This is a genomic window from Algoriphagus sp. (assembly GCF_024305035.1).
GTDB lineage: Bacteria > Bacteroidota > Bacteroidia > Cytophagales > Cyclobacteriaceae > Algoriphagus.
Window position 1 is genome coordinate 112380 of record NZ_JAMWZB010000012.1, and the last position, 20182, is coordinate 132561.

The following is a 20182-nucleotide window of genomic DNA, read 5'->3' on the forward strand; positions in this document are numbered from 1 at the left end:
GTTGGGTTTTTATCAGATCAGGGAGGCACTCACCACCTCTTTGATGTCTTGCATGATTTTTTTGGCCAAATGTTCTGCAGTAGCCTCTGATTCAGACTCCGAATAGATTCGGATGATGGGCTCGGTGTTTGACTTTCTCAAGTGAACCCATTCTTTTTCAAACTCGATTTTTACCCCGTCAATGGTATTGATGGGATGTTTTTTATATTTCTCCTGAATGGCTTCTAGGATTTTATCCACATTGATCTCCGGAGTGAGTTCGATTTTATTCTTCGAAATATAATAATTCGGATAGGTGGCTCTCAACCTGGAAATGCTCTTCCCAAAATTAGCCAAATGGGTCAAAAACAAACCGATTCCCACTAATGCATCCCGTCCATAATGGGAGGTAGGATAAATAATTCCTCCATTTCCTTCCCCACCGATCACTGCCTCGACCGTTTTCATCTGATTGACTACATTGACTTCTCCTACTGCTGCAGCAGTATAGGTTCCGCCTCTTTTTTCGGTCACGTCACGAAGTGCCCGCGTAGAGGAAAGGTTAGAAACGGTATTTCCAGGTGTTTTCGAAAGCACATAATCCGCTACGGCCACTAAGGTATATTCCTCGCCGAAAGCAGAACCATCCTCATTGATAAAGGCCAAGCGATCCACGTCCGGATCTACGACGATTCCCAGATCAAAATTTCCTTTTTCCAATTTCTGAGAAATATCTCGCAAGTTTTCAGGAAGTGGTTCTGGATTGTGTGGGAAATGACCATCAGGAGTACAATACATTTCCTCGATGACTTCCACTCCGAGGGCTCTAAGTAGTTTGGGCACTACGATTCCACCAGTGGAGTTAACCGCATCTACGACGATTTTGAAGTTACGGGCTTTAATTGCTTCTACATCCACCAGCTCCAAATCCAACACATGCTGAATATGGCGATCCATGTAATCATTGATGGCGGTATAAGCGCCCAGTTTTTTAACCTCCGCAAAGGTAAAATCCTCCTGCTCTGCTTTGTCGAGGATATCTTTTCCTTCAGCATCAGAAATAAATTCACCTTTACTATTGAGTAATTTTAAGGCATTCCACTGAATGGGATTATGGCTGGCAGTGAGGATGATTCCTCCTCCGGCTTTTTCCAAGGGAACAGCAAACTCAACTGTAGGAGTCGTGCTCAGTCCCAGGTCTAGGACATGAATACCCAAGCCCTGCAAAGTGGCAGAAACCAGTCTGGAAACCATATCTCCAGACAATCGTGCATCTCGGCCGATGACTACCTTGGCATTCCCGGTTTTCTCCAGGACCCAAGCGCCATAAGCGGCAGTAAATTTGACAACATCAATTGGAGTGAGACCCTCTCCAGCTTTCCCTCCAATGGTTCCCCGGATCCCGGAAATTGATTTGATTAGTGACACGTACAGATAATATTTAGGTGAAAAACTGCAAAAAATCCCGCCTTTTGGCAGGATTAAAATTATTTGAATTTAGCAAGAACTTTATCTACTTCATTGTCAGGATTGCCGCAACTGCTGTTGGCATCCACGGTTTTACCGCAGTAGCCGCAGGTTCCACCGTCCTTATTTAAATATGGATTTTGAGAGGCACAGGTGCCTTTGAATTCCCCGTTTTTCAAGAATAAAAGCCTTACAGACATCAAAACGAAGAATAATGCCACAAAGCCTACTGTAATTAATACTGTTGCCATAACGGATAAATTTGCGCAAATTTAAAGCTTTACTTCGAAACGACCACAATTCAAACTTAGTTTCCCAAAACATGTCTAATTTGAGTAACCGTGCAGAGCAACTAGCTGCCTTTGATCGGCTATTGACCATCATGGATGAACTGCGTGCCCAATGCCCTTGGGACAAAAAGCAAACTACAGAAAGCCTCAGACATCTGACCATTGAGGAGACCTTTGAGCTTTCGGATGCCATTTTGGAAGGAAATCCTGAAGAGATCAAAAAGGAGCTAGGAGACATTTTGTTACACCTTGTTTTTTATGCCAAAATCGGATCCGAAGAAGGTAATTTTGACATGGCTTCCCTAATTCATACGCTTTGTGAAAAACTAATCCGAAGGCACCCTCACATTTATGGAGATACTCAAGCCAAAGATGCCCAGACGGTCAGTCAGAACTGGGAAAAGATCAAACTTCAGGAAAAAGGCAATACCTCTGTTTTGGGTGGTGTTCCAAAATCCCTTCCCGCTTTGATCAAGGCGATGCGGATTCAGGAGAAGGCCCGAGGAGTGGGTTTTGACTGGGAGGAAAAGCAACAAGTTTGGGAAAAGGTAGAGGAGGAAATGCAGGAGTTCAAAAATGAATTTAATGCGGCAGAGGAATCTCAAATTGACAAGGTAAAAGCCACTGCCGAATTTGGAGATGTGCTATTTTCCTTGATTAATTATGCCCGGTTTATCGATATCAATCCTGAAGAAGCCCTGGAGCGGACCAACCTGAAATTTATCAAGCGATTTCAATACTTGGAAAATGCAGCCAAAGAAGCCGGCAAAAATCTCAGTGAAATGACCTTGGCCGAAATGGATGTCTTTTGGAATGAAGCCAAGAAGCTGTAAAACACAGTAGGCCTAGTCAAAGGGTGGAGTTGAAATTAAATTAAAATGAAATCGAGCATGACAAATATTCACACCCTGCGATGACTATCCCTCTTAAAAATTCCCTGTGACCCTTGAAATTATGCCTGGAAAAAATCGAAGTTTGAATGGGTAAATTCTCTCCTTTGATCAACTAACTTTACGTCCCTAAAAATAATTAATATCAATGGCTAATTCTATTATTTATACCTCAGAAGCTCCTGCTCCAATCGGGCCCTATTCCCAAGCAGTTTTGGCGGGAAATACGCTATATGTATCCGGACAGATTCCTTTGGACTCTGAAACGGGCGAACTCATCAATGAAAACATCACCGAGGAAACCCATGCGGTGATGAAAAATCTGGAAGCTGTCTTAAGGAAAGCAGGATTTGGATTTTCTGACGTGGTTAAATGTACCATTTTCATCAAATCCATGGATCAGTTTGGTACGATCAACGAGGCCTATGGACAGTATTTCAAAAGTAATCCTCCGGCCCGAGAGACCGTCGAGGTTAGCCGATTGCCCAAAGATGTCCATGTGGAAATCTCCTGTATCGCAGTAAAATAATTCTTCCCGGCCTGTTCATTTGCCTTTAGCGATTGTTTGGCCCAGGTGCCAAAAAATCAGGCGGTGGGCAGGCTGCATTCCATACCAATATACTTTTCCCCAGATTCCAGCTGGATAAAATTGAATTCGTTGGATTAGTTTGTTTCCTTCGATCTTCCATTCTAAACACACTTTTCCCGGCAACTTCATTTCAGCTTCAAGTTGAACGTAAAAAGGCTGCTCTTTTCTTTCTTTAAGCCGCCAAAAATCCAAAACTTCTCCTTTCTGCAGTTCCCCAAGTGTTTTATCTCCTCCACGAAAACCAACACCACCCAAAAGCTTGTCCAATCCGCCCCGAATTTTCCAAAGCCAGGTACTTCCATACCAACCCGTTCTCCCACCAATTCCCAGAAGCTTGTATTGAACCTGGGAAATGTCTTTCAGCGGAAAAATCATTTCTTCTAGGATTGGTTTAGTATTCAAGGGAAAAGGAGTTAATTTCGTTACCTTATTCAAACAGACCTTGACCAGAATAGTTAGTAAACTGTGAATCTTTTGCCCTTCCATAGTGAAACACTCGTCAGTGCACTCTCCAAAACGGAGGTATTGGAGCAGCTTTCGAGAAAAACCCGGGAGGTCAATTTTTTGGATAAGCGAAGTCATCTTCAGCAGGGACTTGAGTTCAATGGTTATGTAGGACGAAGTAGCTTCCGGATTTCGAAAGTTGTCCAAAAAAGCGATACGTTCCTGCCCTTGATTTTAGGAAATGTGGAAGATACTGCCAGAGGATCGATTTTATTTTTAACCTATCGATTATTTCCTGGCGCCTTGTTTTTTATTCTGTTTTGGTCTATCATTTTGGTGGGCTTTTCCCTGTTTTATTTCTTGCTTGTCAAAAGCCCAGTTAATGGTGGGATATGCTTGGGATTGGGTGTGATCAACTATGTTTTTGCACTTTTCTTCTTTCATCGACAAGTCAAATCCTCCCGTACCAAATTTCATGAACTCATTAATCTTCAAGTGAAGGATTAACTGTGGGCTTTTTAGGGAAAAAGGCCTTTTGAGATTAATTTAGCGACTCCAAAATCAAATACAAACTCCAATACCATGAGCATTCGAATCGAAAAAGACACCATGGGGCCGGTTGAGGTTCCCGCTGACAAATACTGGGGCGCACAGACGCAGCGATCCATCAATAATTTCAAAATTGGTGGCGAAAAAAATCGCATGCCCATCGAGATTATTAAGGCCTTTGCCATTCTAAAAAAAGCTGCAGCTCAAACCAATGCTGAGCTGGGTGTACTTTCTGAGGAAAAAGCCGATATCATTTCTACGGTTTGTGATGAAATTCTGGAAGGAAAACACGATGATCAATTTCCGTTAGTGGTTTGGCAGACCGGCTCTGGAACCCAGTCCAATATGAATTCTAACGAAGTCATCGCTTATCGTGCACACGTGCTAATGGGAGGCTCTTTAGAGGATGAGAAGAAAAAAATTCACCCCAACGATGACGTCAATAAATCCCAATCCTCCAACGATACCTATCCCACAGCCATGCACATCGCCGCTTACAAAATGGTGGTAGAGACGACTATTCCGGGTATTCAAAAATTAAGGGATACACTAGATGCAAAGGCAAAAGCCTTTAAAGATGTCGTCAAAATCGGAAGAACGCACTTTATGGATGCGACACCTTTGACTTTGGGACAGGAATTTAGCGGCTATGTGGCCCAACTTGATCACGGTTTGCGAGCGATTAAAAATACGCTGGCTCACCTTTCTGAACTTGCACTTGGCGGGACAGCAGTAGGTACAGGATTGAATACGCCAAAGGGCTACTCTGAATTAGTGGCCCAAAAAATCGCGGAATACTCCGGTCAGCCTTTTGTTACTGCACCAAATAAATTTGAAGCATTGGCAGCTCATGACGGCATGGTCGAAGCACATGGAGCCTTGAAACAAGTAGCGGTATCCCTGATGAAAATCGCCAATGATATCCGAATGCTTTCATCTGGACCGCGCTCTGGTATTGGAGAGATTTTGATCCCAGAAAATGAGCCCGGTTCTTCCATTATGCCAGGAAAAGTTAATCCAACACAAGTGGAGGCCATGACTATGGTTGCTGCTCAAGTAATGGGAAATGACGTGGCCATCTCCATCGGCGGATCTAACGGACACTTTGAATTGAATGTCTTCAAACCCTTGATCGCTGCCAACTTTTTACAGTCGGCTCGCTTAATTGGTGATGCCTGCGTTTCTTTCAATGATAACTGCGCTATCGGCATTGAGCCGAATACCCCTATGATTCAGCGTCATTTGGAAAATTCATTGATGTTAGTCACCGCCTTGAATACTCATATTGGCTACGAAAATGCAGCAGCCATCGCCAAAAAAGCCCATAAGGAAGGTTCTAGCTTACGGGAGGCTGCCATTGGGTTGGGATTGTTGACATCTGAGCAGTTTGACCAGTGGGTAAAGCCTGAGGATATGATTGGGAGCTTGAAATAAAGCAGCTTTCTTAGAGAACGATTTTACCCTGAGACATCGGTGTTTCTGTTTAAGGATCAACCTGAAAAGCCCTTTCATATTAATGGGAGGGCATTTTTATTTCAGAAAAATCCAGTTTATAGATTCATACCTTAAGTTTCAACTGTGTTTTCGGCACCAATTTGAGGTATCCGATTCCCATTAGAAATCTCCTATTTTGATTTGCTCCCTATGATCAAAAAACCATCTTCGCAAGAGAAAAAATGGAATATTACCCTTTTCATTTATAGCCTTTTAGATTGAAATTTTTTAATTGAACATTAAAAGGTAAGTTTGAAGGAATAGAGAAACCTGAACAGTTGGGTTCTGAGAATTTTGCCATTTCCGAAATTACTTTGGCCGAACCGGTACTAGGTGTTGAAAACAATAGTAACTCGTAAAAACATCTTGATTTAATTGACGTTTTGCCAATCAGGTCATTAACCTTTCGGGTTTTTGGGTTATTTACCTGTATGGAAAGGTAAAAACCCGATTAAGATCTCTCATTGGCTTGCCTATTTGTGATTTTGACTTGTGGATAGGGTGCATGGCAGTAGAAATAGAGCTCCTAAGGGTTCAAGGCTTGAAAGGATTCCAAAGAATCTCGAGTATTCGATGTGAAAATTAGATAAAAGATAACAAACAACTTTCGCAAACATCATTTGGAGTATAGCGGGCAGTTCCGAATAACTATGAAAATCAGCATCTTTACGAATGTTGGAGTACGCTTGATACGGCTCAGAAGGCCCAGCGCCCCCTCGAGTTGAGTCACCTTACCCCTTTCTATAAAACCAACGGATATGAAATACCTTCTCTTTTTTTGCTTTGCCCTATTATTTTCCTCTTGCCAGGGAGATCAATCACCCACTCGAACGGATCAAAACTTATCACAAAGCCTGGTCGAGAGATCCTGGCTGATTAGCGTCTTTGAAGTCGAGGGAGTCAATCGAACGGGAGATTTTGAAGGAGTAAATTTTAATTTTTTACCCAGTGGCCAAGTGGAGGTATTTCGAGGAAGCCAATTACTAAACGAAGGAACTTGGAGTACAACAGTGGAGGAAGGGCGTGTAGTCCTTGAATTTTATTTTTCAGAAAAATCAAACTATGAAGGATTTAATAGAAAGTGGTACCAAACCCTTTTGGGATTTGGTCGAATTACCTTTAGAGTGGATGATGGTCTTTTAGAGGACCGATTGATTCTACAAAGTACGTATTAACAGGTTAATCTTCCGAGCTCAACCACGCATTTTATGAAATCCAGCTATTTTCCTTCCATTCTAGTTCTTTTAGTCTACGTGTCTTCAAGCTGTCAGCCTTCGAATAAAACAGCACAATCCGAACCTAGTTCTGAGCTTTTGATGGAGTCGTTTACCTCTTGGAATGGGGACTCGCTACCAGCATATCCCAGTGGAAAACCCAAAATTTCCATTGTTAGAGTCACGATTCCTCCCCATTCAGAATTGCCGCGACATTATCATCCGGTCATCAACGCGGGGATTTTGCTTAAAGGAGAATTGACTGTGGTGGATACCGAGGGTAATGAATTGTGCATGAAAGCCGGAGATCCAATTGTCGAGCTGGTTAATCAAATTCATTTTGGGAAAAATGAAGGAAATGAGCCCGCGGAAATTGTGGTGTTCTATGCCGGAACCAAGGATGAAGAGATCGTAGTGAAGGAAGGGGATTGAGTCAAGGAATTAACTGGTGATTTCCCGTGAGTGGAGGCACTCACGGGATAGTAAAAAGCCATCTTTTGTTTTTTGTTTACCTCCGGATCTGGCGGAAAGGAAATACCACTGCAGATTCATTGCCATCCTTGCCTACAGCGGCCACTCCAAAGTAGTAATTGTCAATGACGATTCCTTCCAGCGTGTGCTCATTTACCCCTGAAACATAGATAAAGTTATCCCAAGTCGGGGAAGTGGTGAGTCGGAAATAAATCTTATATCCAGCAATATTGGGATCATTACTTTCTTCCCAAGCTAAAGTGGTAGATGGACGAACTGCTCCGCCTATTCGTACGTCTTTTGGGGCCGGCGGTGCCCAAGCTAAACCTGCAAGCGAAATCGCATTGACCGCAGTGAGTTTTTCGGCATAATCAAAATTAACACCCTCGATCACATCCCCGTATTCAATTCCATCTTCCACTCGAATATCCTGATGCTGTCGATTGTAATTTTCATGGGCTTCCATAATTCTCACTCCGGCAAAGCCCAAGTCGTTAAAAGGACGGTGATGACCTCCCCGACCAAATCGATCTAAGCGATAAATCATCATAGGATTCATCTCAGGCATGTAAGTTTTTACCTGATGGTGGATATAACGCGCCAATTGTCTGGAGATGCCGTCGACTTCTCCACCAGTAAATCGTCTGGCTCTTCTTTCTTGTTCGGTTTCATTGGCTGGGGTTGGTTCTGAGAAAATCCGAAAGGTTCGATTGTCAATTACTCCATCCACGCCCTCAATATTTCCAATCATATCATTATTCAGAATCCCAACAATATCCCATCCGTTTTCTTGAGCGTATCTTGCCAGGCCAGCTCCCCCAAATAGTCCTTGCTCCTCACCGGACAAGCCGACGAAAGCAATGCTGTGCTTAAACTTATATTTAGAAAGCACCCGAGCTGCTTCTAGGGTACCCGCCATTCCTGATGCATTGTCATTGGCTCCGGGGGCGTCGATCTCAAAATCCATTGTATTGGAAGCCCTCGAGTCAATATCTCCCGACATAATCACATGTGAATTTGGGTAATCAGTGCCTCGTAAAATGGCCACCACATTCACGACATAAGCATCTTTGGGTACTCGGGCATTTCCTTCTTTGGTTACCAAATCTTTTTGATAAAAAACCTCTAAACAGCCTCCACAGGCTGCGGAAATCTTTTCAAATTCCGCTTTGATCCACCTGCGGGCTGCTCCTATGCCGCGCGTAGAAGAAACCGTATCCGAAAAAGTGTTTCGGGTTCCAAATCCTGCCAAAGTACGAATATCTCCTTCAATGCGCTCTGCGGAGGTATTTTCGATAATCTCATAAATCCGAGGATCGAGTTGAGGAGGAGCTTGCTGTGAATAGCTAAGACCGATGACTGCAAAAAACAAAATGGGAATTAAGATGCGGAGTGATTTCATGCTTTGGTGATTTTAGAATGGAAAGATCAGAAAAAGAGTAGTCCAGAAAAAAATAAATCTATATAAGCGGATAAAAATGGATTTCCTAAGAAGCTAAATCCTCAAAAAGGGAGTGAAATATCCTCAACTTCTCCACAAATAAGGAAACAAAATGTAACCCGCAGCGGCCACAATTGCATTAATTGCCAAAAGACTAAGCAACTTATCGGTACTTACCGACCAATCCAATCCATCCAAGGCATTTTTCGATATTCGAATGGCCATCAGTAATATTGGGATAATCACCGGAAAGCTTAAAATAGCCATCAAAGTTGCATTATTTCCAGCTTTGGCGGCAATTCCTGAGACCATGGTCAAGCTTGCCGAGAAACCCATTGCTCCCAAAATTAGATTCAATAAAAATAAGCCTTGGTCCTGAACGGGATTGCCCAAAATGACCGAAAAAACACCGTATCCCAATAAGGCTAAAATTAGGGTCAATCCAGTATTGTAAATCATTTTGGATAAAATAATTGCTTCTGGCGAGGCAATCATGTAATAATAAAGTTGCCTTCCGGTATGCTCCTGTACAAAACTCTTAGCCACGGCATTGACCGCTGAGAAAAGAATGATAATCCAGTAAAGTGCATTCCAAGTTGGGATGGCTAAATTTCCCATTTTGGCTCCTACACTCAAGTAGGTGATAAAAACTGCCGATACCACATAGAGCAAAATGCCATTCAGGGCATATTTTTGCCTCCACTCGAGCGTGATTTCTTTTCGGATCAGAATTCCGATTTCCTTTAGCATGGCTCAAAGATAGGACTTCCCAACTTATTTTGGTGACCTGCGGTGATTGGTGCCCTGCTCATAAGAATAAGTCAAGCGAATCAAAGTCCCTTCATCAAACATTCGGCCTAGAAATTGTAAACCTGCGGGTAAATTTCCTGAAACAAATCCCATGGGAACGGTAAAGGCTGGCTGTCCTGTATGCGGAGCGATGATTTGAGAATTATCCCCCCGATATTCCTGCTGAAAGCGATCAATTTTTGCTGCCGGATGATTCCAACTCGGATAAACCAATGCATCCAAATTCAAAGAATCCATGGTTTTTTCGATGGCTTGGCGAAAAGCAATTCTCCTTGGATCGGTAAAGGCATCTCCACACGGATCTTCCTGTTCTTGTCTTTGGTTTGAGGAAAACTGCTGCAGTCTGGATTTTGCAAATTCGGAGCGGGTACCCACCCGAATCACATCTTCTAACCTGGACATCGAGTCCCGCTTGACGTAAGTTTGCAGAAAATCTTCCAAATCCTGCTTAAAAGTTCCACACCATTGATTTTGACGGAGTTCAGCAAAATTTTCCACTTCAACAGAATCAAGGATCTCCGCTCCTAATTTTCCCAAGTCTTCTAGTGCTTGATTAAATAGATTAGAAATTTCCGGATGAGGATCATTTTCACTCAAGGTCCGGAAAACCCCAATTCGAGCACCCTTCAATCCATTTTCATCCAAAAAAGTCTGATAGCTGGCCGGAATTTTTCCATTTGAATTTGCCGTGATTGGGTCTTTTTCATCGTAGCCAGCAATAACATCCAGCATTCGAACAGCATCCTCCACTGTCCGAGTCATCGGTCCGACGACGTCATTTCTGAGGTAAAGTGGTACAATTCCTTCGCGGCTGATCAGGCCCAGTGTGGTTCTAAAGCCTACCAAAGCATTATGGGAGGATGGCCCACGGATCGAATTTCCGGTATCTGTTCCCAGTCCAATTGTTCCAAAGTTTGCGGCAATTCCAGCTCCTGTACCACCACTGGATCCTGCGGGTACATGGTCTAGGTTATAGGGGTTTCGGGTAGTCCCTTGAGTCGAGCTTTCCGAATGCATGGGACTAAATGCCCACTCGGCCATATTAGTTTTGGCTAAAACAATTGCTCCGGCCTCTTCGAGCTCTTTGATGATGAATGAATCTGTTTTTGGAATAAAATCCGCCAAAGCCAAAGCTCCTGCCGTAGTGGGGAGTCCGAGGGTATTGATATTGTCTTTGACCAAAACAGGAATGCCATGCAGGGGTCTCAATTTACCGGTTTTGACAAATTCTTGATCCAGTTGCCGAGCTCGAATGATTGCCGCTGGATTGATGACAGAAATGGCATTGAGTAGTGAATCGGATTCCTCAATTCGCAAAATGTAGGCTTCGACCAGTTCCTCAGCGGTATATTTCTTGGTAAGAAAAGCCTGATGAATTTCCGAAATACTTAGCTCTTCTACCGAGAGCGGGGATTTTTCGGTTGCGCAAGCCCCTAATATCCAGCTTGTGAAAACGAGGTAACAGAAATTTTTCATTCTTGAATTAAAAAAGAAATCATGACAATTTTTGATTAACCCCCTGATTTGAGAAAAAATTTCAAGCAGAAGGCTTATGCGGGTCCCAAAAACGCTCTTTATCCGGTAAATTTTCCAAATAACTCACCGTCTGTTCATAACCTCGTTCTTGGATTTGCTTCCATTTTTTGTCATCCATAAACCCAATTCCTTTCAGGTTTAGTTCAAAATAATGGGATACCTTCGATTTGGTCACTTCCTGCTTTTGAAGGCTATTTAAAGTAAGTGAATTGATAATCAGTGAGCCAATTCCTGGAATTTTATAGCGCTTTTTGCCTCGTATTTTGTCCCAAAAAAGTGTCCATCCCGAAGGAGCTTCTTGATAGCTCACTTTGCGATCGGGCAAACCCGATAAGGATACGGCAATGATTTTTGAAACTGGAAACCGGTACATGGGTTCTATGGGTAAATTATCCATGACCGCACCGTCCACATGGAGGTAATTATCAATCACTACCGGAGGGAATACCCCTGGAATGGCGATACTGGCCAGGATTTTTTTCCAAAGTAGTCCACGATCATGAACTCGCGGACTGGCTTTGGAGAAATTGGTGGAAACGCAATAGGAATTGACCCAAATGTCTTCCATCATATATTCTTTGAAAAGCTCCTTGACAAAGCGCTTCATTTTCCTTCCGGTCAAAAAGGAGACCATGGGTAAATCCATATCCTTTGAGGTTAGTTTTGACTTGGCGGAATGGGAACTGGTGCGTTCGATTTTGTCGAAATCAAAATCAAAATAACTCATCGTGATTCCATAAATCGCTCCGGCACTCGTACCGCCCAAAAAGTCAATTTCTACTCCTTTTTCCCGTAGGGCTTTGACCACTCCAATATGGGCATAGCCTTTTGTTCCTCCTCCTCCCAATACCAACCCTACTGCCTGATGGGTGATTATCCGACAAAATCGGCGAATATCACCTTGGTTTCCCTGTCGAATATGAAGGTGTAAATCAATTTGCCGCGTATCGAGCCAATCGGAAGTATAGGAGGGCATGGGAGCATCTGCCCGGTGTAGCAGAAGGAGGTAAACTTTCTTGTTGAGAATGCTTTTGGAGTAGAGATCGAGCTCCCGCTCTATGGGATATAGTGACCTGTCTGCTTGAAAATCAGTCACCAGAATGACCAAATCTGCATAGACCAAACACTGATGGGACCAGGTTTTTTCCGAGGCATCACAAACCAAAATATTAAGTCCTTCGTGTTGCTCCAATGAATCAAAAAATGTCTCATCGACATGGTCTTTTTGGGATTCAAAATTGTAGACCTGCACGGGAGTTTCCCGCTCCAAAAAGTAAGCCATCATATCATCAGTCCACGGACTCAAATCATGATCTGCCTGAAGATTGATCAGGGCGATATTTTTTGGGGGCGTTGTTCGGTTTTGCTGAAAGGTATTTCGCCTGAGGCGATGGATCACAAATTGGGTCAATGAAGTGGCCAAGGATGGATCTTTGGCGACAAGGCTGTGGTATTCCTCCCGGGTAAATTCCAACACAATGGATTTACGAATGGCCAAAACCGAGGCCATTCGAGGCTCATTGGTAAATAAGGCAAACTCCCCCACCGGCTCTCCTTCTCCGATATCTCCCAAAATCCGAATTCCTTTAGGTCCTTCCGAAATAGCCCGGAGCCTTCCAGACAAAACGATATAAAGTACGTTTTCATTGGCCCCCTGGTGAAATAAATACTCCCCAGTGTTTAGTTTTTTCTGTTGACCAATTTCAAAAATCTGATCTAAGGTTTCTTCACTCATTCCACCAAAAAGTTTGCTAAAAAGTTGATGGTAATGCGCGTTAAAATTTGGCATGAATAAAAGGTTGGGTTTCTATCTAAAATTTCCAGAAGCTGGTCTTACTCCAAAAGAAGACTAGGTATTTGTGGTAAAACCTATGAAAAATTAGGTGAAATACCAAGGGTTTTTTACGTTCAAAATACATTCGTATAGTCACATGCTGTGGTTATTGAGTTGCTTGTTGAATCCAATCCAAGACCTGTTCTTTTGGCAAAGCTTCCACTCGATGCCCTTCCTTTCCGATCATGGTTTCTGCTGCAAAAAGCGAATTGATGATCGCCTCCTCGGTGGCTTCAATCGTGGCCAAAAACAACCCAGTCATGTCATCATTTCTCAAAGAAGCTGAAGTTTCAAGTTTGCCGCTCTCTGATCGATAGGGGATTCTCAACCCTTTTGCAGTAGAAAAAGCAATCACATAATCACCGGATCCATTGGAGGCAATTCCTCCAGTTTTGGCCAATCCCATCATCGCTCGCTGAGCAATTCGCTCGAGATTTCGATCCAAAACCGGTGCATCGGTAGCCACTACGATCATGCAGCTTCCATCGGATTTTTCCAAAGTATCTTTAAAAGGATATTTTCCCAATTTTTCCCCTACTGAAACTCCGGCAATCTGCAGATTCCCGCCGAAGTTAGTCTGCACCAAAACACCGACCGTGTAACCGCCCATGGATTCGGGAAGCTTTCGGGAGGCTGTTCCGATTCCTCCTTTCCACCCAAAACAAACTGTGCCTGTCCCAGCACCGACATTTCCTTCCTTGACTGGGCCAGTTTTTGCCGCTTGAATCGCTTGGATAACTTCATCTGCGCTGAGGTGCATTCCTCGGATATCATTGAGAAAACCGTCGTTGGTTTCTCCAACGAGGGCATTGACCGACTGTATGGATTCGTTGCCAGGTTGACTCAGGGAGTAGCGCACAATACCCTCAATTCCCGCAGCTATATTGAGTGTATTGGTGAGTACGATGGGGGATTCGATATTTCCGAGTTCTTGGACCTGAGTGACTCCGGCCAATTTCCCAAAACCATTCCCCACAAAGAGGGCTGCGGGTACTTTTTCTTGAAAAAGATTTCCTCCATGAGGGAGAATTGCTGTTACACCTGTTCGGATGTCTTTGCCTTCAATTTTGGTTAACTGGCCAACCATTACCCCTTCTACATCCGTAATCGCATTCATAGGTCCAGTGGGTAACACCCCAAAAGGGACTCCTAGTTCTCGGGGCTTTTTTTGCGCCAAAACTACCTGGGAGAAGCCAAAAAGAACTCCAATCAAAAAGAAAAGGGATTTTTGTCTCATGGGGTAAATGGTTAAACCAGCGAAGATTTTTAAATTTTCAATTCCTTCAATCCTGTAATTATACCTATCTTAAGGTCTTCATCCAAGAATTTTCATCCATGCTTAAAAAAGAGCGATACCAAGCTTTTATCGATCACTTTGCCGAAAATATGCCCATTGCAGAAACCGAGCTGCAATACGAAGATCCCTTTCAGCTTCTGGTAGCAGTAGTGCTCTCGGCCCAATGCACCGATAAGCGTATCAATCAAGTTACCCCGGCACTTTTCCGTGATTTTCCAACTCCGGCTCATTTGGCAGCGGCTCATTTTGATGAGCTGTTCCCCTACATCAAAACTGTTTCTTATCCCAATAATAAAACGAAGCATTTGCTGGGTTTGGGAAAAATGCTGATTGAGGATTTTGGTGGAAAAGTGCCTGAGACTGTAGCCGAGCTCGTGAAGCTTCCTGGGGTAGGTCGGAAAACCGCCAATGTGATTACTTCGGTGGTTTGGAATCAACCCAATATGGCGGTCGATACGCACGTTTTTCGAGTGTCAAGAAGACTGGGTTTGGTGCCGATGACCGCAAAGACCCCATTGGAAGTAGAGAAACAGTTGATTCGACATATTCCAAAGCAATATATTCATAAAGCCCATCATTGGCTTATTTTACACGGGCGCTATACCTGCCTGGCTCGAAAACCCAAGTGCGAGGAATGCAAGATCACCCATTTTTGTCGCTATTTTGAAAAAACGCATGGGAACGAAGTAAAACCTACAGAAAGTTAATTCATGTGCGGAATTCATCTGATCTGGGGTAAAGGCGCAAATCAAGAAGCCATCCATTCGCTCATGGAGCGTGCCCAGCACCGTGGGCCTGATCAATCAGCTACCTATAGTCCTTGGCCAGGAATGTGGGTAGGGGTAAATCGGCTTAAAATCCTTCATCCTGGACCAGAAGCAGATCAACCGTTTTGGAGTCCTGACGGTAGCGCTTTTTTGATTTGGAACGGAGAGCTTTACAATTACCAAGATCTTCGAAACTTATTGCTGCGAATGGGAGTGGAATTCTTTACTCAGTCAGACACCGAAGTCCTGTTGCATTGGCTAAGAATTTTTGGAGCAAAGGGGTTGGAAAAAATTCAGGGAATGTTTGCCTTGATTTATGTGGACCTGAGTATACAGCAAGCGCTGGTTGCACGAGATAAAAATGGGGAAAAACCGCTTTATTTTCATCAAAATCAAGACAGCCTCATCATTTCATCAGAAAACCGGGGGATTGCAGCACTGGTAAATGCAAAACTGGATCAAAATCAGTTGGATTATTTTTTCTACCTGCGTACTCCTCAGCCGGGCCGAACTTTTTTCAAGGGGGTAAAGGAGTGGAAATCCTCACGATTCAGCGAAATCAAACAGCATTCGGCTTTCCGTTGGGACAACATTCAGATTTTGCCTCAAAAGGAAATTCCAAAAACCGCGACCACATTCAAAGGCCTTCTTTTGGATGCGATTTTAAAGCAGTTTCATGCAGATGCCCCCGTAGGAATGATGCTCAGCGGAGGGGCAGACAGCAGCTTACTCTATGCCCTTTGGTATCGGCAAACGGGCATTCCACTTCCAAGCTATACGATTCAAACTGAACAAAAATACAGTTCCAAATACGCTGATGGGACCTTTTCCTCAAAATTCTCCCAACAGTTTCCTATGGATCATCAGTTGGTGAAGGTGGATCAGAAGGTTTTTTTGGATCATTTGGCCGAGTATGTAGTTTCCTTGGATTATCCGGTGGGGGATTCGGCGAGTTTTTTGACTTGGTTGATCGGTCAGGAAGCACAAATGAAAGTAAAAGTGCTGATTTCCGGTGCTGGTGCAGATGAACTTTGGGGAGGGTATCAGCGTCATCAAGCCTTTGATCGCTATCTCCAGTACCAAAAATTGCTGTTAGCCGTAAAACCGTGGGTAAAATTCCTCCCATGGAGTCGCAGGAGAAAAAAATTCTTTGCTGGAATCGATCCTGACCCAAACAGGACTTTCTTAAATTTTTCGGCGCTGCAGGCTATTCCAGGTGATTTGTTTTCCGATTATGAGCGGGTTTTTAACAAAAATCTTTCGCCCTATACCCGTATGTTGGACTTTGATCGGCAAGTATATTTGGTTCAGGATGTGTTAAAAATCCAGGATAATGCACTCATGGCCCATGGCATCGAAGGGAGATCTCCTTATTTGGATGAAAACCTAATCCAATTTTGGCGATCGATAGCCGATGAAGAACTCCTTAAGAATAAACGCTGGATTAAAGAACTTTTGGAAGAATTGGACCTTTCTTGGGTAGCCAAGCGTTCTAAATTTGGTTTTGGTTTGCCACTTCAGGAATGGTTTAGCGAAAACGGGCCATTTTCCGAGCGAGTAGTTGATGGTTTAGCTGAGCTATACCGAAATTATGGGTCCTTATTCAATTTGGAAGCCAAAGCCCTGCTAGTCCATCCAAAAAAGTTTAGGAACAGTCATTTTTTGACACTCTACAATTTATTCATTCTTGGAGAATGGCTGAAATTACACAAGCTATGAAGATCATTTACATCCACCAATATTTCCGAACTCCTGAGGAAGGAGGGGCCGTCCGCTCCTATCATCTTGCCATGGGTTTGATCCGTGCTGGAATGGAAGTAGAAATGATTACCGCAGGCAATCAGCCCTATTATGATCAGCGGTGGATTAACGGGCTGAAAGTTCATTATTTACCCATTGCCTACGAGCAATCGTTTGGATTTTTAAAACGCGTAAAGGCATTTTTGCAGTTTTCCCAAAAAAGTAAAACCCTGCTTAAGAAACTGCAGCGGCCTGATCTGCTTTACATCAGTTCCACCCCTTTGACGACAGGTTTAATTGGGCTTTGGGCTAAAAAAAGGTTGGCTTTGCCATACGTGTTTGAAGTGCGGGACCTTTGGCCAGAAGCGCCGGTTCAAGTAGGAGTAATCCGAAACGCCCTTGTAAAGAAATACCTGTACCGCTTAGAGTCAAAAATCTACCAGGAGGCCTTGAAAATTGTGGCACTTTCTCCGGGAATCGCCAGCTATATCCGGAATCTTAATCCAACACTTCCCCTATCCATCATTCCTAATTTTGCTGATTTGGAGCGATTTTTCCCCCAAGAGAAATCTCCGGCTTCCTTATTAAAATACGGGTTGACCAATGAACTTACCATTGCCTATGCCGGAGCTATCGGTCAGGTCAACGCCGTGGAGGAGCTGATTTTTTTGGCTCAATTGGCTCAGGAGAATGAGAAACCCTGGCAATTTCTGATCATGGGAACGGGTAGCCAAAAAGAAGAAATTGCTCAGCTGGTTCAAAAACTTAAACTTGGCAATGTCTTTTTTATTCCATTTGGTTCGAGAGGGACTGTCCATGAGGTGCTTAGTTTGGCCGATTTTGCTTGGGTTTCTTTTGCGCACCTTCCGGTTTTAAAGACCAATAGCCCCAATAAATTTTTTGATGCCATCAGTGCTGGAAAAGCGATCATTGTCAATCACAAAGGTTGGGTCTATCAGCTGGTCAAGAAGTTTGACTTGGGAATCTCTTGTCTTCCCGGCAACATGCAGGATTGTTTTGCTCAGCTAGAGAGGCTTGAAGAAAACCCGGATCAACTACAAATCATGCAGAAAAATGCGAGAAGATTAGCCGAGCAAAATTTTTCCAAAGAGCAGGCACAGCGTAGACTCGCTCAACTTTTGGATTCCGGGCAGTATCCTCCTATTGCGGGGGACGAGGCCTATATCCTGACTGCCTAAAAATCTGTTCTGCATCTGGATTAGCCATCAATTCGTCTAGGCTCACTTCCTGATTGAAGCGGAAATCATCCACAATATTCCACCCCAGCCAACGCCCCAGCCTTCCGGGAGCTTTGGTACTGATCGCATCGGTAAATGGAGCTTCCCCGATGTATTTTCGGATTTCAAAGGGATTGGTTTCGTAAAGCAATTCATTTTCCACAAAGTGGGACCAGATAAATTCCTCATTGGAAAACGTCTCGGCAATCACCTCCGGAGTGTAGCCAATAATAAACTGATCGGAAGTGCAGGGCATGATGGATTTGGTGAAATGATAGGCTTTTCCGTAGTAAATCATTTCGGCCAACAGCGTATGGTCCTCAGGATTGGTTTCATTGAAAAAGGAGGAGATCGCTGTCACAATCATGGGGACAATGTAGCGTCTGTCATAGCGCTCAGCCATGTACCGGGCAAGATCCGGCTGAAAGGTATGATCAATCGGCAGGTAATAGTCCAACCCGATCACGATCAGGTCTTCGGTGACCATCAGGTCAGAATTAAAACCTGAAACGAAGGTATACACCTTGGGCACCTGAAATTCCGGAAAGTAATGTTTAATGTATTTAAAAGCCTGTTCCAACTCCTTTTCCACATCCGAAAAATCAGAAAATGCCACCTGAACCGAGTCATGTAGCACCCGAAGTGCAGAGTCCTGATGCACCTGAAGCAAGTCCTCAGAAAGGGTAATTAGATCCGGATACAAGTCTGCTTGTAGGTATTGGGAAGTGAATTCGGGATGTTCTTCCAGCAAATAGAGAAAGTCTTCTGTGCTTTCGGCACCAAAAAACGCCTCTTCCAAGCGCACCACTTCCACGGCCAAGTCTTGACTTAAAATTTCATCATCCAGTTCGCAGGAATCTTCCTTTTTGCCACAGGCAATTAAAACCATCAAAAAAAGAACAGGGAATACAGAATGATATTTATTCATAAGCGTGGGGATTGAATAATCAAAAGTACAGATTCCTTTGGAATTGGGCTAAAAACGATAAAACTCGGTTTTTGGATATAAAGATTGTTGAAATGGATTCGAATGTCTTACTTTCCAGGGTGAAAAACCAATTCATTCTCGGCTGGGCATTTGTCCGAATGTTGACGATTCAAAAGATCTTCAACCTGGTGGTATTGCGCCTTTCGTTTTGGCTGAGTCAAAGACTGGGAAAGGTGATTCTCTGGGGAAAACCCACAACGCTAAGCATCGAACCCACAACCAGTTGTAACCTGCGATGTCCGGAATGCCCTTCGGGATTGCGAGCGTTTACACGACCCACTGGGATGTTACAGGAGGATTTATATCGAAAAATAATCGACCAAACTAAAACTAATCTCACTTGGCTCCATCTCTATTTCCAAGGAGAGCCTTTCTTACATCCCAAATTCTTAGCCTTGGTCGCTTATGCCAATTCAAAAAAAATTTTTACCGCCACTTCCACCAATGCCCATTATTTGACTGCCCACGCCAATCAACAAATTTTAGATTCTGGTCTCAAGCAATTGATTGTTTCCATGGATGGAGTCACTCAGGAATCCTATGAAAAATACCGGGTGGGTGGAAACTTGGAAAAAGTACAAAATGGGTTGCAAGAATTACTGAAACTGAGAAAAGAAAGGGGGCGTATTTTTCCACGAATCATTGTCCAATTTTTAGTGACTGGACAAAATGAGCAGGAAATTCCCCGGTTGAAACGTTGGGCAAAAGCTACGGGTGTGGACGAGCTTCAGCTCAAAAGCATTCAAATTTATGATTATCAAAATGGCTCGGAATTGATTCCCTCTGATTTGGGGTATTCGCGCTACATTCCAGATAAAAATGGAACTTGGAAGCTCAAGAAAAAAATCGAAAACAAGTGCTGGCGGATGTGGCAAGGATCGGTGGTCACTTGGGATGGAAAGGTCGTTCCTTGCTGCTTTGACAAGGATTCAAAGTATGTCATGGGAGATTTTAACTCCCATCCGCTTCCCCAAATCTGGAAATCAGCTTCCTATACAGGTTTTAGAAAACAGTTGCTTTTAGACCGAAATCAAATCGAGATTTGCAGAAATTGTACGGAGTGAACCATGATTTGAGAGGGGAAGAAATCAGGGAAATCGCTTTTGAATTTTTTTTAAATCAAATTTTTTTTGGTATTTTAGGT

General features: G+C 43.5%; 19 protein-coding genes. 10 read left to right on the forward strand and 9 right to left on the reverse strand.

The features are described 5' to 3' along the window. Positions 1 to 12: 12 nt before the first annotated feature. Complete coding sequence (glmM, locus tag Q0L00_RS08685; protein WP_297336485.1) at positions 13 to 1407, reverse strand: phosphoglucosamine mutase; 1395 nt, start codon at positions 1405 to 1407, stop codon at positions 13 to 15. Between the two features lie 59 nt (positions 1408 to 1466). Continuing rightward, positions 1467 to 1697: a hypothetical protein gene (locus tag Q0L00_RS08690; RefSeq protein WP_297336486.1), complete on the reverse strand. Its 231-nt coding sequence runs from the start codon at positions 1695 to 1697 to the stop codon at positions 1467 to 1469. Positions 1698 to 1768: 71 nt separating this feature from the next. Here Q0L00_RS08690 and mazG point away from each other — a divergent pair, with 71 nt between their 5' ends. Both mazG and Q0L00_RS08700 read left to right on the forward strand, forming a co-directional pair. After that, positions 1769 to 2569: a nucleoside triphosphate pyrophosphohydrolase gene (gene mazG, locus Q0L00_RS08695; RefSeq protein WP_297336487.1), complete on the forward strand. Its 801-nt coding sequence runs from the start codon at positions 1769 to 1771 to the stop codon at positions 2567 to 2569. Between the two features lie 205 nt (positions 2570 to 2774). Beyond that, a complete protein-coding gene (locus Q0L00_RS08700; RefSeq protein WP_297336488.1) occupies positions 2775 to 3155 on the forward strand; it encodes a RidA family protein in 381 nt (126 codons plus the stop codon). Positions 3156 to 3170: 15 nt separating this feature from the next. Here Q0L00_RS08700 and Q0L00_RS08705 read toward each other — a convergent pair whose 3' ends face one another. Beyond that, on the reverse strand, positions 3171 to 3617 hold the full coding sequence (locus Q0L00_RS08705; RefSeq protein ID WP_297336489.1) for a DUF2867 domain-containing protein: 447 nt from the start codon (positions 3615 to 3617) through the stop codon (positions 3171 to 3173). A 63-nt stretch (positions 3618 to 3680) separates the two neighbouring features. Here Q0L00_RS08705 and Q0L00_RS08710 point away from each other — a divergent pair, with 63 nt between their 5' ends. The 4 genes from Q0L00_RS08710 (at position 3681) to Q0L00_RS08725 (ending at position 7348) form a co-directional block, all read left to right on the forward strand. Next, entirely contained in the window at positions 3681 to 4166 is a 486-nt protein-coding gene (locus tag Q0L00_RS08710; RefSeq protein ID WP_297336490.1) for a hypothetical protein, read from the forward strand. A gap of 75 nt (positions 4167 to 4241) precedes the next feature. Beyond that, a complete protein-coding gene (gene fumC, locus Q0L00_RS08715; protein ID WP_297336491.1) occupies positions 4242 to 5642 on the forward strand; it encodes a class II fumarate hydratase in 1401 nt (466 codons plus the stop codon). Between the two features lie 818 nt (positions 5643 to 6460). Next, entirely contained in the window at positions 6461 to 6877 is a 417-nt protein-coding gene (locus tag Q0L00_RS08720) for a hypothetical protein (RefSeq protein ID WP_297336492.1), read from the forward strand. A gap of 33 nt (positions 6878 to 6910) precedes the next feature. Continuing rightward, positions 6911 to 7348, forward strand: a complete 438-nt coding sequence (locus Q0L00_RS08725; RefSeq protein ID WP_297336493.1) for a cupin domain-containing protein — start codon at positions 6911 to 6913, stop codon at positions 7346 to 7348. A gap of 76 nt (positions 7349 to 7424) precedes the next feature. Here Q0L00_RS08725 and Q0L00_RS08730 read toward each other — a convergent pair whose 3' ends face one another. The 5 genes from Q0L00_RS08730 to Q0L00_RS08750 form a co-directional block, all read right to left on the reverse strand. Further along, a complete protein-coding gene (locus Q0L00_RS08730) occupies positions 7425 to 8789 on the reverse strand; it encodes a M28 family peptidase (protein ID WP_297336494.1) in 1365 nt (454 codons plus the stop codon). Between the two features lie 123 nt (positions 8790 to 8912). After that, complete coding sequence (locus Q0L00_RS08735; protein ID WP_297336495.1) at positions 8913 to 9578, reverse strand: heme exporter protein CcmB; 666 nt, start codon at positions 9576 to 9578, stop codon at positions 8913 to 8915. A gap of 24 nt (positions 9579 to 9602) precedes the next feature. Continuing rightward, positions 9603 to 11114: an amidase family protein gene (locus Q0L00_RS08740; protein WP_297336496.1), complete on the reverse strand. Its 1512-nt coding sequence runs from the start codon at positions 11112 to 11114 to the stop codon at positions 9603 to 9605. 61 nt (positions 11115 to 11175) lie between these two features. After that, positions 11176 to 12963, reverse strand: a complete 1788-nt coding sequence (locus Q0L00_RS08745; protein WP_297336497.1) for a cyclic nucleotide-binding and patatin-like phospholipase domain-containing protein — start codon at positions 12961 to 12963, stop codon at positions 11176 to 11178. Between the two features lie 151 nt (positions 12964 to 13114). Continuing rightward, a complete protein-coding gene (locus Q0L00_RS08750) occupies positions 13115 to 14245 on the reverse strand; it encodes a P1 family peptidase (protein ID WP_297336498.1) in 1131 nt (376 codons plus the stop codon). A gap of 98 nt (positions 14246 to 14343) precedes the next feature. On the opposite strand from Q0L00_RS08750, the gene nth reads away from it, so the two are divergent. From nth to Q0L00_RS08765, 3 genes are read left to right on the forward strand one after another with little or no spacing between them, the layout of a single operon-like run. Beyond that, the gene (gene nth, locus Q0L00_RS08755; protein WP_297336499.1) at positions 14344 to 15012 is read left to right on the forward strand and encodes an endonuclease III; all 669 of its coding nucleotides are present in this window, start codon (positions 14344 to 14346) and stop codon (positions 15010 to 15012) included. 3 nt (positions 15013 to 15015) lie between these two features. Then, on the forward strand, positions 15016 to 16791 hold the full coding sequence (gene asnB, locus Q0L00_RS08760) for an asparagine synthase (glutamine-hydrolyzing) (RefSeq protein WP_297336500.1): 1776 nt from the start codon (positions 15016 to 15018) through the stop codon (positions 16789 to 16791). Then, entirely contained in the window at positions 16788 to 18011 is a 1224-nt protein-coding gene (locus Q0L00_RS08765) for a glycosyltransferase family 4 protein (protein ID WP_297336501.1), read from the forward strand. The genes asnB and Q0L00_RS08765 overlap by 4 nt, the downstream gene beginning before the upstream one ends. On the opposite strand, the gene gldB is transcribed toward Q0L00_RS08765, so the two are convergent. Next, entirely contained in the window at positions 17974 to 18978 is a 1005-nt protein-coding gene (gene gldB, locus Q0L00_RS08770; RefSeq protein WP_297336502.1) for a gliding motility lipoprotein GldB, read from the reverse strand. The genes Q0L00_RS08765 and gldB overlap by 38 nt on opposite strands. A 71-nt stretch (positions 18979 to 19049) precedes the next feature. Here gldB and Q0L00_RS08775 point away from each other — a divergent pair, with 71 nt between their 5' ends. Beyond that, entirely contained in the window at positions 19050 to 20102 is a 1053-nt protein-coding gene (locus Q0L00_RS08775) for a radical SAM/SPASM domain-containing protein (protein ID WP_363318530.1), read from the forward strand. Positions 20103 to 20182 lie beyond the last annotated feature (80 nt).